The sequence below is a fragment of the Geodermatophilus sp. SYSU D01105 genome (assembly GCF_054050095.1).
Map to the genome: position 1 here is coordinate 144,945 of NZ_JBJGYR010000004.1, position 14,375 is coordinate 159,319.

A 14,375-nucleotide genomic window follows, 5' to 3' on the forward strand; every position below is an offset into this window, starting at 1 on the left:
GGACGGGCGACCATCCTGGCCGACCCGCGGCCGCCTCGGCACGAGCCGGGTCCCGGGCGGCTGGGGTCTCCCGAGACGCGTGGGGTCGAACAGACGGCGCCCCGCCGCCCGGCGCTCGCCGCCGACGGCTCGCACGTGTGGGTGGTCCTTGTCCACGACTCCTCACAGCCGGGAGCCCTCAGGGGACGGCGCGGTCCCCCCCGCCCGGCCGCGGGAGCCCGTCGTGCGCGCCGCGCTGCGCATCCGGCAGGCCGAGCTCCAGGAACGCATGTCCTCCCAGGTCGACCGGCTGCAGCGCGACCTGGATGAGGCCCACCGCAGCACGACCGGCCTGCAGGCGGCGCTGGAGGGCAACCGCAGGATCGGCATCGCCATCGGCATCCTCACGACCCGGCTGCGGATCACCGACCGACGCCGCGTTCGACCTGCTGCGCCGGGCCAGCAACGACCGCAACGTCAAGCTCCGGGCCCTCGCCGAGGAGGTCATCTACACCGGCACGCTGGAGTAGGGCCGGCGCGCGGAGCCGGTGGAATGAGCCGGCACCGGTCGGACTTGTCCTCGTCGTACGTGGCGGCCGACGAGGGCCGTGTCGACGCCGTCCGAGCCGAAGGACCCCCGTGACCACCACGCAGGACCCCGCCACCCGGGACACCCCCGCAGCCGTCTCCCCCGCGGCACCGCCGATGAGTCGGCCCCTGCTCGCGCTGGTGCTCGGGGCCTTCGTCGCGGTGGGGCCCCTGACCATCGACATGTACCTGCCGGCCCTGCCCACGATCACCGCGGACCTGGGGACGACGTCGGCGATGATCCAGCTGACGCTCACCGGCACGCTGGTCGGCCTCGCCCTCGGACAACTGGTGCTCGGCCCGCTGTCGGACGCCTTCGGGCGCACGCGGCCGTTGCTGGCCGGGACGGCGCTGTACGTGGTGGCCTCGCTGCTGGTGCTGGTCGCGCCCAACGTCGCCGTCCTCGGGGTGCTGCGCGTGCTGCAGGGGGTGGGCACCGCGTCGGGCGCGGTGATCGCGCTGGCCGTCGTCCGCGACCTGTACACCGGGCGCGCCGCGGCGACGATGCTGTCCCGCCTGTTCCTCGTCCTCGGCGCCGCGCCGGTGCTCGCCCCGACCATCGGCGGGGAGATCCTGCGGTTCACCTCGTGGCGCGGCATCTTCGCGCTGCTGGCGGTCTACGGCCTGCTGCTGCTCGCCGTCGGGGCGCTGGGGCTGCGGGAGACCCTGCCCCCGGAGCGCCGCCGCAGCAGCGGCCTGGCCGGGACGCTGCGGACCTACCGCGGGCTGCTGAGGGACCGGACCTACGTCGGCCTGGTCGTCGTGGCGGGCCTGACGATGGCCGGCCTGTTCAGCTACGTCTCCGGCTCCTCGTTCGTCTTCCAGCGCCAGTTCGGGCTCGACGAGCAGCAGTTCGGGCTGCTGTTCGGGGCCGGCGCGGTCTGGCTGATCGCCGCCACCCAGCTCAACCCCCTCGTGCTGCGCCGGTGGACCTCCGCCCAGGTGCTGGTCGCCGGCATCGTCGCCGGGACGGTCGCCGGCGCGGTGCTGCTCCTACTCGCGCTCACGGGCACCGGCGGGCTGGCCGGTGTCGTGGTGCCGCTGTGGGCGGTCCTGTTCTCCGGCGGCCTCGCGCTGCCGAACGCGCCGGCCCTGGCGCTCTCGCGGCACGGGGAGGCGGCGGGCGCGGCCGCGGCGCTGCTGGGCGCCGTCCAGTTCGGCGTCGGCGCCGCGGTGGCCCCGCTCGTCGGCGTGCTCGGCAACGACGCCGCCGCGATGGGCATCGTCGTGGTCGGTGCCCTGCTCGTGGCGATCACCGTGCTGGTCACCGTCGTCCGGCCGTGGCGGCTCACCGAGCCCGAGGACGTCCCCGTCGGCTGAGGCCGCCAGGTCAGCAGGTCCTGGAGACCGCCGTGGGCGCGTTGTAGCTGCAGGAGTGCACCAGCGCACCGGCCCGGGTGCGCAGCTGCGCGGTGTCCTTGTCGTTGTTCCACACGTAGTTGGTGCGCTGCCAGTAGCGGGTGGCGCCTGCGTTGGTGCCCTTGCCCGTGCGGAGCACGACGCTCTTGCCGGCCGCGATGGTGGTGACCGGGAACGCGTAGACCCACCCGGCGGCGTCCCGGACGGTCCAGCCGGTGATCGTCTGCGTCCGCGTCGTGGTGTTGCGGAGGAGGACGTACTCGGCGTTCAGGCTGACCGTCGAGCGGGTGTCGGTGCCCGGGCTGTTGTAGTAGATCTTCTCGATCCGCACCGCCGGCGCCGCCTGCGCGGGCGCCGCCGCCAGGACGCCTCCCGCGACCGCGATGACCAGCGCGAGAACGGTCGCACCGATCCGGTTGCGCACTGCCGCCACGTCCGCTCCTCCCCGCGCACGACGCGACCCGGCTGGGCGGCGGTCCCGTGCGTCCCTGCCGCACTCCATCGGCGCGGTCGGGGTCGATCTGTACCGGGACGAGGAGGGCCGGAGGGCGTCTCCGGCCCTCCTGTCGCCCGATCGGGTGTCAGGCCTGCTGCTGGGCCTCGAACGCGTCCTCGAACAGTGCCGTGAAGGCCGCCTCGTCCAGCGGCGCCGAGGTCGCGACGGTCTGCTGCAGGAAGAGCAGCCGCTGCCCGTCGGCGGCCACGGCGATCAGGGTCGGGACGGTCACGCTGGTCCCGTCCGCGCCCTGCACGGCGGTGGTGAAGGCGACGCCGTCGCTGGTGTCGCCCACGTCGGGGACCTCGAAGTCGGTGAACGAGATGGTGGCCCGGGAGCCGTCGGGCAGTTCCACCGTGACCTCCGGGCACCGGGCGACCAGCTCGTCGAACTCCGGCTCCTGGCCGTCCACCTGCTCGCTCTCGGCCAGCACCTGGGCGGTCACGCCGGTACCGGTGGTCGCCGTCTGCGCGACGACGACACCGAAGTCCTCGGGGGTCAGCCGCGTCGACCCGACGCTCTGCCCGCACTCCGGCGGGGTGACCGTCCCGCCCGGCGGCAGCCCGCCCGAGCCGGAGGTGGTGAGCTGGCGGACGTCGACGGTCACGACCTGGGCGTCCGGGCCGAACGCCTCGGGAGGCAGCAGGCCGGCAGCCAGCTCGTCCTCGCTGCTGAGCCCCGCCTCCTCGGCGGCCGGGCTGGGGGCGGCCGGGCCGGCAGCGGAGCTCGCGCTGGACGACGGGGCCGCGGCCTCGCCCGAACCGCGGTCGGCGCAGGCGGAGGTGGCGGTCAGCAGCCCCACGCCGGCGAGGAGGACCGGCAGGCTGCGGCGGCGGCGGTGACGCATCGAGGCGATCATGGCCGGACGCCATGGGCCGCGCCGAGGCGTCGCCCTCCGTGACCGGGGCCTCCGCCCGATCGGGTGACGGTGCGCCGCCCGCCTGCCGACCGGTCCGGACCGCTCAGCTGCGCCGGCTGACCACCCCGCTCCCCTCGGTGCCGCTGACCTTCGGGCTCTCGCTGGTGCGGTCGTCGAGCGGCACCTCGCGGGCGACGTTCCGCGGGAGCGCCGGCGTCTCGGTCCGCCCCGCTGGTGCACGCGGCGGCAGCTGCTGGAGCGAGGCAGGGTCGGCACGGCCCCACTCGTTCTCCACGTCGGCGAGCAGGGCCTCCAGGTAGGCGCGGAGCTGGACCCGGCAGGCCTGGGCGAAGGCCTTGAGGTAGGCCACCTGGTCCTCGAGGTCCTGGCTGGTCGTCCGCTCGCCGCCCTGGGCCGGGAGCGGCTGCGCACCACCGCCGGCCATCCTCGCCGCGGCCTCCTGCGCGGCCTGGATGATCGCCCCGGCGTTCTCACGGGCCCGCCGCACCTGTTCCTCGTACTGGGCACGGGCGTCGGCGGTCATCTGCCGGCTGAAGTCCTCCGCCTCGGCGACGTAGCTGTCAGCGGTCTGCTGGGCGGTGGCGAGGATCCGCACGGCCTGCTCACTGGGCGCCTCCACGGCCGTGGCGCCGGCGACCTGCTCACGGAGGGCGTTGACCTGGTCGCGCAGCTCGGCCTTCTCCGCGTGCAGGGAGGCCAGTTCCTCGGCCACCCGGTCGAGGAAGCGGTCGACCTCGACGTCGCTGTACCCGGGGCGCAGCATGGTGCCCCGGTCGAACTGGACGCTGCGGACGTCCCCGGGGCTCAGCCGGCGCTCGCGGCGCCCCTGCCCGGCCTGCTCGATCGTCACTCGGTCACCTCTCCGTCAAGGCTGGGTCCCAGCCGGCTCGGGGCGAACACCTCACTGCGGATGCGCTCGGGGCGGACGCCGTCCTTGACCAGCCGCGTCGTCGTGTCCTCGACCATCGCCGCGGGGCCGGCGACGTAGACGTCGCGGCTGGTCCAGGGGCCGCGCCGCGCGACGACCTCACCGACGTCCCCCTGCTCCAGCGAGGACAGGTCGTCTCCGGAGACGGCGAAGGTCACGGTCAGCCAGGGGTGTTCGGCGGCCAGGCGCTCGAGGTCGGCCCGGTCGTAGATGCGCTCCTCGGTGCGGGAGCCGACGAACAGGTCGACCCGCCGCGGCGGTCCGTTGCGGGCCACGTGGTCGACGACCGCCTTGAGCGGCGCCAGCCCGGTGCCGCCGGCGACGAGCAGCAGGTCCCGGTCGGACTCCGCGTCGTAGAGGATGTGCCCCAGCGGGGGTCCCAGGTGCAGCACGTCGCCCTGTCCGACGCGGCGCACGAGGGCGGTGCTCACCGGCCCGCCGTCGTAGGCCCGGACGTGGATCTCCAGCAGCCCGTCGGGGCGCGGGGCGTTGGCCGGCGAGTAGTAGCGCCACAGCTTGGGGCGCACGTCGCTCTCCAGGGAGATGGACTGCCCCGCCTCGAAGGGGAACTCCGGCTCGGGGCGCAGCCACATCACCGCGGTGTCGACGGTGCGGCGCTCGTGGGCCACGACCTCGGCGTCCCACCACGGCGGGGAGTCGGCGGCCTCGTCGGCGGCCTCGATCATCACCTCCGCGACGAGCTGGTAGGCCGCCGTCCAGTCCTGCTCGAGGGCCGGGCTCCACTCGGGGTCGAAGTGCTTGAGCGTCGCGAGCAGGCTGGCGCCCACGGCCGGGTAGTGCTCGGCGACCGTGCCGAACTTGCGGTGGTCGCGACCCAGCGCCTGCAGGATCGGGACCAGCCGGTCGAGGTCGTCGACGTGGGCGACGACGTCCCCGAGCGCGGAGAACAGCCGGTCGCGCTGGTGGGCCATCGAGACGGGGAACAGCTTCCGGGTCTCGGGGTGGGTCAGGAACAGGTGGGAGTAGAAGTACAGCGGCGCCTCGTCGCCGGCCGCGGCCGCCTTGGCGAAGCAGGCCCGCATCGCGGGGATGTCCATGCGCGTGTCCTCGTGCCGGTGCCCGGCCGCGGGGGCCTCAGCGGGCCCGGCGGGTCGAGGCCCCTGCGGGTCGTGCCTGGCCGCGTTCGTGGATGGACATGAGCACCTCCGATCCCCCCGTGCCTGTCCCGGTCCCGCGGGAGGACGCTGCGGCTGCCCCTCCTCCACGCGTCGACGGCGGCCCTCCCCCGGCGCCGTCCGGTTCGCCCTCGCTGCTCTACGAGCGGTCACCGGACTGTGGCTGTTGGCAACCGTAGCGACCCGCCTGCGGGTGCGCGATTCGCGGGTCCCTCAGCCGGTGGTGTCCGCAGCGCGGGCTGGCGCGGCCCGCCACCGGGCGCGCCAGGCCGGTGGCTCCCAGGGGTCGGCCACGTAGATGGTCTCGCGGGTCACCCGGCCGCCGTCGAACTCGAGGACGTCGACGCCGCGGAGCTCCGGGCCGCCGTCGTAGCTGACCCGCAGCTCCGCCACCCACACGTCGCCGCCGCCCCGCACGCGGTCGAGCGCGTAGTCGATGCGGCTCGCGGGGTACTGGCGCCGCCACTCCCGGAAGTTCGCGACGCCCTCGAACCGCTCCCCCGACTGCGGGAACTCCAGGACGGCGTCCTCGGCGTAGATCTCCGAGGCGGTGTCCTCGTCCCCGGCCGCACTGGCGTCGAGGTAGTGCAGCAGCGCTGCCCGAACGGTGGCCTCGTCCATGCCCGACGCTCCTCACTGCCGGCCCGAACCCGCGTGCTGCGACGGTGCCACCGTCGTCCGGGCTGCGGCAGGGTCGATCGTCGTGTGCTGCCCCCGGGCCGTCAGCCGGCGGTCGCGAAGCGCGCGGCGGCCGGCCCCTCCAGGCGGCCGGCGGGCAGCCGCCGGCCGCAGACCAGCAACAGCAGGTCCCGGGCGCGGCCGCGGACCGCCTGGCCGGCGCCGTGGGTCCAGGGGGTGTCGGTCGCCTGCAGCTGGACCCCGTCGAGGTCCACGCCGAAGTAGGCGACGTTCTTCGGCCGCAACCCGGCCAGCACCGTGGCGACCCGCTCGGTCGAGGCGTGCTCGTCGTCCAGCCCCAGGGCCACGGAGACGTCCAGGCCGTGGATGACGTCGTGCGACAGGGCCCCGAGCGGCCCGCCGCCGGGGGGCGACCAGGGGTGGTCGACGTGGTCCCGGAGGGACGCCAGGAGCTGGGCCGGGCTGAGCGTCTCGGCGTCGCGGTGCGCCCGCCGGTCGGCCACCCGGTCGAAGCTGCCCCGCGCCTTCACCAGCTCCAGCACCACCCGGGGCAGCGAGTAGCGGAAGGGCATCGTGGTGTGGGCCAGCACCTCCCGCACCCGCCAGCCCGCGCACAGGCTCGGGGCGTCCCACTGCTGCGGGGACAGCGAGGAGTACAGGGCGACCTGCTCGCGGCGCTCGGCGGCGACGGCCGCCCTGATCTCGTCGTCGGTCATCTCGTCCCTCCTCGGGCGCCCCTCGGCACCCCCGGAGGGAGGACCGGGTCGCCGCCGCGGACTCATCGGTGAACGGCGCCTCAGCCCTGCGGCGTCCGCGCGCGGGCCCGGGTGACCGCGTCGTGCAGCCGGCGGACCAGCTGCTCCAGCGGGCTGAGCGCCTCCCCCGGGTGCGTGGGGCCGGCGGGGACGAGGACCCACAGCAGCAGGTAGAGGACGACGCCGGCGCCACCGGCGAGGGTGAGGCCGACGAAGCCGACCCGCCACAGCACCGCGTCGACGCCGAGGTGGTCGGCGAGGCCTCCGCAGACACCGCCGGCCATCCGGTCGGTGCTGCTGCGGCGCAGCTGCGGGCGGGCGGAGCGGAGGGGGGCGGCGTCAGGGACCGGTGTCGATGTCATGGCACGAGCCTGTCGTCGCCGGGCGCCACGGACCATCGGGGAACGCCCGGATCCGACCCCGGTTCCGCGTTCGGGGACGACCCTGCGTCAGAGGCTGAGGAAGTGGCCCAGCGCGCCGGTCACGACGCCCACCACCAGCAGGACGACGGCGGCGCCGCGGTCGAAGGAGTTGCCGAGCAGGTCGCCGACCAGGCCGGGGAGCTCCGCGCGCTGTCGCGGGTCGGCCTCGTGCCACCGGCGGAGGACGCTGCTGCTGCGCCGGGCCTCCCGCGCGAGGAGCACGAGGGCGGTCAGCTGGGCCAGGGCCGCCACGGCGTAGCAGACGACCGTCAGCGCGACCTGCGCGGTGTCGCTCATGCGCCGAAGCGTGCCCGATCCCGGACCGTCCCGGTGACGCACACGGCGGGCCGGCGCGGCGGGTCAGCCGACCGGCGGTGCCGCCCGCCAGCGGGCCCGCCACTGCGGCGCTTCCCAGGGGTCCATGGAGTACGCCGTCTCGCGGACCACCAGCTCGCCACGGAACTCCAGGATGTCGACGCCGTTCTTCCACGGCCCGCCGTCGTAGCGGAGCCGGAGCTCGACGACCCACACGTCGCCCTGGCCCCGCACGCGCTGGATCTCGAAGTCGACCTGCGCCGGGTACGCCACCCGCCAGCCCAGGAGGTTCGCGACGCCCTCGAACCGTTCGCCCGACTGCGGGAACTCCAGGACGGCGTCCTCGGCGTAGATCTGGTGTGCGACCTCGTCCTCCCCGGCCGCGGTGTGGTCGAAGTAGTGCTGCAGCGTCGCCCGGGCGCCCGCTTCGTCCATGCGGGAACTGTGCCACCGGGGACGGCCCGCGGAGGCTGCTCGCGGTCGGCTGGTCGGCCACGACGCGCCCGGGGGACAACGACGCGCCCACGCGGTGTTGACGCTCGTCCCCCAGGACGGGTTGGGTTCTCGCAGTGCGGGTGCCAGCTATGAGCACCTCCGAGGCGAGGGGGAACGCGGCATGCCGGTGTGGACGGTGCGGATCGCGGTCGGCGACGAGGAACGGGTGGAGGCCGAGATGCTGGCCACGGAGGGCGGCGCGCTGGTCGCCCTGGCCGAGGACGGTCTGCTGGTGCGCGCCTGGGCCCCGGGCGAGTGGCGGACGGCGCGGCACGTGGACACCGATCCGCTGGATCCGATGCGGGACGGGGACGGCATCCTCGTGGGGCTGCCCCGGGTCTGACCAGGGAGAGCGGGGAGCGCCGGCGCCCGGTCGGACCGGGCGCCGGCGCTCCCGGCTGTCCTCATGCCCCGGCGGCCTCCGTGCCGAGGGCGTCGGCGGGGGTGAACTTCTCCCGCTGGATCTGGCGGGGCGCCATGCGGCGGCGCTTGAACGCCTTGACCCCGGCCTCGACCATCGGCGGCGGGCCGCACAGCCACCCCGACCAGCCGCGCGCACTGGCGACGTCCTCGAGAAAGGCGTCGGTCGGGAAGCCGGCCCGGCAGGCGGGATCGGGCTCCTCGGACAGGACCGGCACGAACCGGAAGCCCGGGTGGGTGGCCGCGAGCTCGGTCAGCCGGTCGACGTCGTAGAGGTCCTCGGCCCCGCGGACGCCGTGGAAGAGCACGATCTCGCGGTCGGGTCGCCGCCGCAGCGCCGTCCGCACGATGCCCACGAACGGGGCCAGCCCGGTCCCGCCGGCGATGCAGGCCATGGGCTCGCCCTCGTCCTCGGCCTCGGCGGGGAGGCAGAAGTCGCCCAGCGGGCCGGTGAGCTCGACCCGGTCGCCCACGGCCACGGACCCGAACAGCCACGCGTCGCTGGCGAGGCCCCCCGGGACCCGGCGGACGTGCAGCTCGAGGACCTTGTCCTCCTCGGGGGTGTTGGCCAGCGAGTACTGGCGGCGCACGCCGCTGCCCGGGACGACCAGCTCCACGTACTGCCCGGCGGAGAACGCCAGCGGCTCGTCGAGGCCGAGCAGCAGCCGCCGGGTGTCGCGCGCGACGTCCTCCACGTCGAGGACGGTGGCCACCAGGTCGCGCAGCGGGTGGGTGCCGCGGACGGGACCGGAGGCGGCCGGTGAGCTGACGACGGTGTCGCACCGCGGGCTGGCCTGGCAGGCCAGCGCCATGCCGGCTCGCCGCTCCTCGTCGGTCAGGGTCTCCGACGGCGAGCCGCGGTGGTCGACCTCGCCGTCGAGGACGCGCAGCTTGCACGTGCCGCAGGTGCCCTGGTTGCACGAGTTCGGCATCCACACGCCCGCGCGGAGGAACGCGTCGAGCAGGGACTGGTCCGGTGCGCACTCGACGCGCCGGTCCCCGACGGTGACCGCGTGGGTCTGTGCAGGGGCGCAGGTCATCTCAGACCTCCCAGGTGACGTGCAGGCTCGTCGGGCCGCGGAAGCCCCAGCCCCAGAACTCGACGCCCTCCCGGGTGTCGCGCTCCATGACCGGGATGGACTCGAAGAGCTCCTCCAAGCCGATCCGCATGACGTGGTTGGCGAAGTAGATGCCGGCGCAGGCGTGGTTGCCGGCGCCGAAGGCCAGGTGCGGCAGCGGCGGGCGGTGCAGGTCGTAGACGGTCGGCGCCTCGTACCGGTCCGTGTCGTGGTTGGCCGACCCGTAGGACAGGATCACCGGGGTCCCGGCGGGGAGGTCGACGCCGGCGACGGTGACCGGCTTCGTGGAGATGCGGGCGGTGGCCGACCAGATCGGCGAGGTCCACCGCATGCCCTCGGAGATGGCCCGCGGGATCAGGGTCGGGTCGTCGACGACCTCCTCCATCTGCTCGGGCCGGCTGAACAGCCCGAACAGCGTGGAGGCCATGCCGTGGCCCGGCTCCTGCATCGCGCCGAGCAGGTAGACGTAGATCGTCGGGTAGATGTACTCGCGGTCGCGGGTCTGGCCGGGCGGCATGCCGTCGTGCAGCCAGTGGGAGATCGCGCTGTCGTCGGGCTCGGTGGTCCAGCGGTCGATGAGCGGGTCGACGACCGCGCGGATCTCCGCCTTGGCGGCGTCGCCCTCGGCGAAGCCCTCCGGGTTGGCGAACTCGCCGTTCTCGTCCATCGCGGCGTTGGTGAACGACCGGTTCAGCTTGTGGAACCAGTCGCGCAGCTGGTCGGAGGACACGTCCCGGAGGCCGAGCAGGTTCCCGAGGGCGCGCACGCTGACCGGCTCGCAGTACTGGCCGACCAGCTCGGCGTGCCCGTCGTCCTCGAACTGCTCGAGGAAGCTGCGGGCGATGGGCCGCACGAGGTCGTCGATCCACCGGTCCACCTCGACCGGCTGCAGCGCCGGCTCCACCATGGAGCGCAGGTCGGCGTGGACGTCGCCGTTCACCCCGATGATCGCCGGGTGGCCGAACGTCCGGCCGCCGGCGGGGGTGATGACGGCCTCGAAGTCGGGGCTGGTGGCGATCTCGCGGCACACCTCGGCGGTCGAGGCGACGTAGGAGCCGAGCACCGGCACGAACGCCAGCGGCGCCTCGCGGCGGAGCCGCTCGTAGGTCGGGTAGGGGTTGCGCTCGAGCTCGGTCATCGTGACGTCGTCGAGCCAGGACAGGTCGCGCTGCTCCGTGGCGTCGGCGGGCTGCTGGGTGATCGTCATCGGTCCCCTCCGGACTCGGTCGGCTCCACGGGCGGGCCGTGGTTGGTCGGGAAAGCTAGGTCGGCGGCGGGGAGCCCACGACACCCATCGCGCGGCGCCGGCACCCATTGCGCGGCGGTGTTGTGATCGGCGTCTCAGGCGGGCCGGCGGCTCGGGTAACCTCGAACGCGTGTCCGGACGGCGGCGCAGCGGACCCTCCGACTGGGGGCAGGCGTCCCGCGTCGTCGCCGAGGCGTACTTCCCGCACGAGCTGCGCCAGCTGGGCGGCGCCTCCGAGCCGCGGCTGACGCTGCGCACGCTGGACCTGGGCCACGTCCTGGTGGGGCACGTGGGCTGGGGGGCCGACGTGGCGATCGAGTGCGACTACCCCGGCGCCTACGAGGTCAACATGCCGCTGACCGGGCACCTCGAGAGCAGGGGACGCCACGGCCGGGTGACCTCGCTGCCCGGGCAGGGGACGGTGTTCCGGGCCGACACCCCGTCGCTGATCAGCCACTGGGACGCGACCTGCACCGTCCTCGGGGTCAAGTTCGACAGCGCGTGGCTGGAGCGGGAGGCCGAGCGGGTCCTCGGGAGCGACCGCGCGGGCACGCGGTGCTCGCTGCCCGACCAGGTGGACCTCGACTCGGGGCAGGGGCTGGCGTGGCGCCAGCTGGTCGCCGGCCTCTCCGCCCACCTGCGCGCACCCGACCTGTTCGGCACCAGCGTGGTGCGCGAGCAGCTCGCGGGGGCGATCGCCGCGGGGTTCCTGCTCAGCAGCTGCCCGGACGGCGGCCGGGCGGTGGTGGCCCAGCCCCGGACGGTCAAGCGGGTGGTGGACCACCTGCACGGCGACCCGGCCCGGCCCTGGACCGCCGGGGAGATGGCCGCGCTGGCCGGCACCAGCGTCCGGCGGCTGCAGGAGGGCTTCCGCGAGTGGCTCGGCTGCACGCCGACCGAGTACCTGACCGGGATCCGGCTGCAGCGGGCGCACGCGGACCTCCTGGCGCGGCCCGCCCTCACGGTCAGCGACGTCGCCGCGGCGTGGGGCTTCTCCAGCGCCAGCCGCTTCGCCGCCGCCTACCGACGGCGGTACGGCCGCTCCCCCTCCGAGGCGCGGCGCTGAAACCCCGTTGACCCGCGGCCGACACTGCGGCTGTGCGGATGACCTTCCGGCGGATGGCCGACCGCCGTCCGGTGGAGACCCTCGTCGAGCGTGACGACGGCGTGGTGTTCGCCATGCGGGGCGCCGGCGGGGGTGCCGACCTCCCGCACGACCTCGTGCACGCGGTGGTCGAGGCCGGGCTGGAGGTGTCCGACGGGATCTGGGGGTGCGTGGCCGACGGCGTGGTGTGGCGGAGCATGCGGCACGTGTCGGGCCGCCAGCCCCCGCACGCCGCCGAGCGGTCCGAGCGGCTCAAGCGCGAGCGTGCCGGACGGATTCAGCGCGCGGAGGGGCTGGCCGACCTCGTCGGTCGTCTCGCGCGGGGCGCGCAGGTCCTCCCCTCCGAGCTCGCCGCCGCCGAGTACCCGCGGGAACGACTGGAGGCCGCCGCGGCGTCGGTGCGGGACGCGTCGCGCCGGTGGGCCGGCCTCGCGCCGGGGCAGACCTGGGTGCTCGACTGGTCCCTGGCGCGGCCGGCCCGTCGCCGGGGCCGCCCCCGCTGAGCCCGGCCGTCCCGGCGGGCGTGGCGGCGGCACGGCCGCACCCGCGGTCGGTGGAGGGACCCGGCCCTCCACCGACACGGGGGTCAGCGGCTGCCGCCTCCGATCATGGGGTCGTCGCCGGTACCGCGGACGCCCTTCTCGACGCCCTCCGTGGAGGGTGACGTGGTGTAGCCCTCCGGGTCCGACTCCTCGATCAGGACGTCGTCGCGCACCGCGTCGGCGGGCGGCTGCGCGACGACGGTGACCTCCTGCGGCTGGACCGTCCCCTCGTTCTCCTCGGCCTCGCGGCCGCCCGAGGACGAGGCAGCGGCGACGCCCGCGGCCGCGGCACCGGCCACCGCGGCGACACCGGCCACGACAGTCGTCGCCGAGACCCCCGCCTTGCCGCTGTCCCCGCGGGTGGCGAAGGCGGCACCCGCATCCGGGGTGCCGACGTCGAGGTGCTCGTTGACGGAGCCGCGCCACCCGCCGCTGGCGTAGCCCTCGCTCTCGACCAGGGCCTTGAAGCGCTCGAGGTCACTGCGGACCTGACGCTCCACGATGCCGAGCTTGTCGCCGACCTGTTCCACCAGCCCCTCGGGCTCGTAGTCCAGGGACAGGTACACGATGGTCGAACCGGCCCCGGCGGGCTGGAACCGGACCGCTCCGGCGTTGGTCGCGCCCTCCGTCGCGGCCCAGGCGACCTTCTGGTCGGGCACCTGCTCCAGGATCCTGGCCTCCCACTCGCGGCGGACGCCCGCGATCTCGGCGACCCAGTGCAGCCGCTCGTCGTCGAGCTGGCGCACCTCGCGCACCCCGCCCATGAAGTGCGGGAAGTCCTCGAACTGCGTCCACTGGTCGTAGGCCGTGCGCACCGGCACGTCGACCTGGATCGACTTCTCCACCCGGGTGCTCATCGCTGGTCCTCCCTCGTCGCAGGAAACCCGCCGGACAACGTGGTGCCGCGATACCCCCGCTCCGCGCGGGCGAAGCCCGCAGCCGGACACCGCCGTCCTGTCGTACCCCCGCCCTACCGTCCGTCCCGGAGTGGAGGAGGGCCGGGTGTCGAGCGAACTGGTGTGGGCGGTGACCGACGGGCCCGCGGGCACGCACGCGGTCGCGCTGCCGGAGAGCCCCGTCGAGGCCCGGCGGCTGGAGCGGCACTACGGCGGCGGGTTCTGGTGTTCCCGCGAGGCCGGCGGCTGCGGGTCGCGGCTGCGGGTCTCGATCGCCGGGGGCCGGCCCTCCTTCCGTCATCCCGCCGAGGCACCGTGCGGCCTCCTCTGTCCGGGGGCCGCGGCCGGTCGCGCGTACGAGCACCTGCGGTACCAGCACGGCCTGACGGGGTGGCTCACCGGGCAGGGCCACCGGCCCCGGGTGGAGCGGGTGCCGGGCGCCGACGGCGGCACCGACCTGCACGTCGTCGTCGACGACCTCGGCCACGCGCTCGAGGTCGCGCTCTCGCCGCTGTCCGACATCGCCTGGCGTGAGCGCGACGACCGCGCCCGCGCCGAGGTCGGGCACGTCACGTGGCTCCACGGCCCCGCTGCGGAGGCGGCCGGCGCCGCGGAGGCCGCCGTCCGCGGGGTGTCGCTCGCGCTGCGGCGCCAGGGGGTGGGGCTGGTCGTCGGCGTCCGGGACGTCGACGACCGGACGCGGTGGGTCCGGCTGGCCGCCTGCCGGCTCACCGCGGAGGGCTTCTCCGCGCCGGGCACGGACGAGGCCCTCGAGCTGCACGCCCGCCGTACCGCGGAACGGCAGGAGTCGGCGCGGCGGGTGGCCCGCCAGGCGGCGCGGCGGGCGTCGACCGCGCAGCGCGGGCTCCGCGGGCGACCGCGCGCACGGGTGGTCGCGGATCCGCCCGGGGTCTCGCCGCTGCCCTTCCCCGGGTAGCGCCGGGCCGGCCACGGCCGATCGGCTCCCCCCATCACGTCGTCCCCGACACCGGCAGGGTCATGGTGGAGGGCCCTGCAGGCGCCCTTCCTCCCGGTCCTGCGCCGGCACGCCGACCGGCTGGGCCGGCTGCTGCAGCGCTCCCCGCACGGCCGGCG

The 14,375-nt window shown here is 75.3% G+C and carries 18 protein-coding genes; 6 read left to right on the plus strand and 12 right to left on the minus strand.

What is annotated here, in order from left to right:
* Nucleotides 1-305: 305 nt before the first annotated feature.
* Together ACI79I_RS05160 and ACI79I_RS05165 are read left to right on the plus strand one after the other, a co-directional pair.
* On the plus strand, nt 306-509 hold the full coding sequence (locus ACI79I_RS05160; protein ID WP_456991204.1) for an ANTAR domain-containing protein: 204 nt from the start codon (nt 306-308) through the stop codon (nt 507-509).
* A 109-nt stretch (nt 510-618) separates the two neighbouring features.
* Entirely contained in the window at nt 619-1,887 is a 1,269-nt protein-coding gene (locus ACI79I_RS05165) for a multidrug effflux MFS transporter (RefSeq protein WP_456991206.1), read from the plus strand.
* Nucleotides 1,888-1,897: 10 nt separating this feature from the next.
* Here the strand turns inward: ACI79I_RS05165 and ACI79I_RS05170 are convergent, their stop codons facing one another.
* The 9 genes from ACI79I_RS05170 to ACI79I_RS05210 all read right to left on the minus strand — a co-directional run bounded on the left by ACI79I_RS05170 (nt 1,898) and on the right by ACI79I_RS05210 (nt 7,932).
* Nucleotides 1,898-2,359: a lamin tail domain-containing protein gene (locus tag ACI79I_RS05170; protein WP_456991207.1), complete on the minus strand. Its 462-nt coding sequence runs from the start codon at nt 2,357-2,359 to the stop codon at nt 1,898-1,900.
* A gap of 148 nt (nt 2,360-2,507) precedes the next feature.
* Nucleotides 2,508-3,281 (minus strand): hypothetical protein, encoded by a 774-nt coding sequence (locus ACI79I_RS05175; protein ID WP_456991208.1) that lies wholly within the window; start codon nt 3,279-3,281, stop codon nt 2,508-2,510.
* 103 nt (nt 3,282-3,384) lie between these two features.
* Nucleotides 3,385-4,152, minus strand: a complete 768-nt coding sequence (locus ACI79I_RS05180) for a DivIVA domain-containing protein (protein ID WP_456991209.1) — start codon at nt 4,150-4,152, stop codon at nt 3,385-3,387.
* Nucleotides 4,149-5,288: a globin domain-containing protein gene (locus ACI79I_RS05185; RefSeq protein ID WP_456991210.1), complete on the minus strand. Its 1,140-nt coding sequence runs from the start codon at nt 5,286-5,288 to the stop codon at nt 4,149-4,151. The genes ACI79I_RS05180 and ACI79I_RS05185 overlap by 4 nt, the downstream gene beginning before the upstream one ends.
* 291 nt (nt 5,289-5,579) lie before the next feature.
* Nucleotides 5,580-5,987: a nuclear transport factor 2 family protein gene (locus tag ACI79I_RS05190; RefSeq protein ID WP_456991212.1), complete on the minus strand. Its 408-nt coding sequence runs from the start codon at nt 5,985-5,987 to the stop codon at nt 5,580-5,582.
* Nucleotides 5,988-6,088: 101 nt separating this feature from the next.
* Entirely contained in the window at nt 6,089-6,721 is a 633-nt protein-coding gene (locus tag ACI79I_RS05195; RefSeq protein WP_456991214.1) for a maleylpyruvate isomerase family mycothiol-dependent enzyme, read from the minus strand.
* A gap of 80 nt (nt 6,722-6,801) precedes the next feature.
* Nucleotides 6,802-7,122, minus strand: a complete 321-nt coding sequence (locus ACI79I_RS05200; RefSeq protein ID WP_456991215.1) for a PspC domain-containing protein — start codon at nt 7,120-7,122, stop codon at nt 6,802-6,804.
* 87 nt (nt 7,123-7,209) lie between these two features.
* Nucleotides 7,210-7,479 carry a hypothetical protein gene (locus ACI79I_RS05205; RefSeq protein ID WP_456944347.1) on the minus strand — a complete coding sequence of 90 codons (270 nt, stop codon included), beginning with the start codon at nt 7,477-7,479 and terminating at the stop codon, nt 7,210-7,212.
* Between the two features lie 63 nt (nt 7,480-7,542).
* A complete protein-coding gene (locus ACI79I_RS05210) occupies nt 7,543-7,932 on the minus strand; it encodes a nuclear transport factor 2 family protein (protein ID WP_456991217.1) in 390 nt (129 codons plus the stop codon).
* 181 nt (nt 7,933-8,113) lie between these two features.
* Between ACI79I_RS05210 and ACI79I_RS05215 the strand changes: the two genes are divergently transcribed.
* Nucleotides 8,114-8,335 carry a hypothetical protein gene (locus tag ACI79I_RS05215; protein ID WP_456991218.1) on the plus strand — a complete coding sequence of 74 codons (222 nt, stop codon included), beginning with the start codon at nt 8,114-8,116 and terminating at the stop codon, nt 8,333-8,335.
* Between the two features lie 61 nt (nt 8,336-8,396).
* Here the strand turns inward: ACI79I_RS05215 and ACI79I_RS05220 are convergent, their stop codons facing one another.
* Nucleotides 8,397-9,452: a 2Fe-2S iron-sulfur cluster-binding protein gene (locus tag ACI79I_RS05220; protein ID WP_456991220.1), complete on the minus strand. Its 1,056-nt coding sequence runs from the start codon at nt 9,450-9,452 to the stop codon at nt 8,397-8,399.
* A 1-nt stretch (nt 9,453) separates the two neighbouring features.
* Nucleotides 9,454-10,698 carry a cytochrome P450 gene (locus ACI79I_RS05225; protein WP_456991221.1) on the minus strand — a complete coding sequence of 415 codons (1,245 nt, stop codon included), beginning with the start codon at nt 10,696-10,698 and terminating at the stop codon, nt 9,454-9,456.
* Between the two features lie 169 nt (nt 10,699-10,867).
* Here ACI79I_RS05225 and ACI79I_RS05230 point away from each other — a divergent pair, with 169 nt between their 5' ends.
* The gene (locus tag ACI79I_RS05230; RefSeq protein WP_456991223.1) at nt 10,868-11,803 is read left to right on the plus strand and encodes an AraC family transcriptional regulator; all 936 of its coding nucleotides are present in this window, start codon (nt 10,868-10,870) and stop codon (nt 11,801-11,803) included.
* 32 nt (nt 11,804-11,835) lie between these two features.
* Nucleotides 11,836-12,345 (plus strand): hypothetical protein, encoded by a 510-nt coding sequence (locus ACI79I_RS05235; protein ID WP_456991225.1) that lies wholly within the window; start codon nt 11,836-11,838, stop codon nt 12,343-12,345.
* Between the two features lie 83 nt (nt 12,346-12,428).
* Here the strand turns inward: ACI79I_RS05235 and ACI79I_RS05240 are convergent, their stop codons facing one another.
* Complete coding sequence (locus ACI79I_RS05240) at nt 12,429-13,241, minus strand: SRPBCC family protein (RefSeq protein WP_456991226.1); 813 nt, start codon at nt 13,239-13,241, stop codon at nt 12,429-12,431.
* Nucleotides 13,242-13,386: 145 nt separating this feature from the next.
* On the opposite strand from ACI79I_RS05240, the gene ACI79I_RS05245 reads away from it, so the two are divergent.
* The gene (locus ACI79I_RS05245; RefSeq protein ID WP_456991227.1) at nt 13,387-14,217 is read left to right on the plus strand and encodes a hypothetical protein; all 831 of its coding nucleotides are present in this window, start codon (nt 13,387-13,389) and stop codon (nt 14,215-14,217) included.
* Nucleotides 14,218-14,375 lie beyond the last annotated feature (158 nt).

Bases quoted from the DNA above. Each gene is read 5' to 3' on its own strand.
- ACI79I_RS05160 (WP_456991204.1), top strand. From the start codon at position 306: ATGAGGCCCACCGCAGCACGACCGGCCTGCAGGCGGCGCTGGAGGGCA.
- ACI79I_RS05175 (WP_456991208.1), bottom strand. From the start codon at position 3,281: ATGATCGCCTCGATGCGTCACCGCCGCCGCCGCAGCCTGCCGGTCCTC.
- ACI79I_RS05185 (WP_456991210.1), bottom strand. From the start codon at position 5,288: ATGGACATCCCCGCGATGCGGGCCTGCTTCGCCAAGGCGGCCGCGGCC.
- ACI79I_RS05190 (WP_456991212.1), bottom strand. From the start codon at position 5,987: ATGGACGAGGCCACCGTTCGGGCAGCGCTGCTGCACTACCTCGACGCC.
- ACI79I_RS05195 (WP_456991214.1), bottom strand. From the start codon at position 6,721: ATGACCGACGACGAGATCAGGGCGGCCGTCGCCGCCGAGCGCCGCGAG.
- ACI79I_RS05200 (WP_456991215.1), bottom strand. From the start codon at position 7,122: ATGACATCGACACCGGTCCCTGACGCCGCCCCCCTCCGCTCCGCCCGC.
- ACI79I_RS05205 (WP_456944347.1), bottom strand. From the start codon at position 7,479: ATGAGCGACACCGCGCAGGTCGCGCTGACGGTCGTCTGCTACGCCGTG.
- ACI79I_RS05210 (WP_456991217.1), bottom strand. From the start codon at position 7,932: ATGGACGAAGCGGGCGCCCGGGCGACGCTGCAGCACTACTTCGACCAC.
- ACI79I_RS05215 (WP_456991218.1), top strand. From the start codon at position 8,114: ATGCCGGTGTGGACGGTGCGGATCGCGGTCGGCGACGAGGAACGGGTG.
- ACI79I_RS05220 (WP_456991220.1), bottom strand. From the start codon at position 9,452: ATGACCTGCGCCCCTGCACAGACCCACGCGGTCACCGTCGGGGACCGG.
- ACI79I_RS05225 (WP_456991221.1), bottom strand. From the start codon at position 10,698: ATGACGATCACCCAGCAGCCCGCCGACGCCACGGAGCAGCGCGACCTG.
- ACI79I_RS05240 (WP_456991226.1), bottom strand. From the start codon at position 13,241: ATGAGCACCCGGGTGGAGAAGTCGATCCAGGTCGACGTGCCGGTGCGC.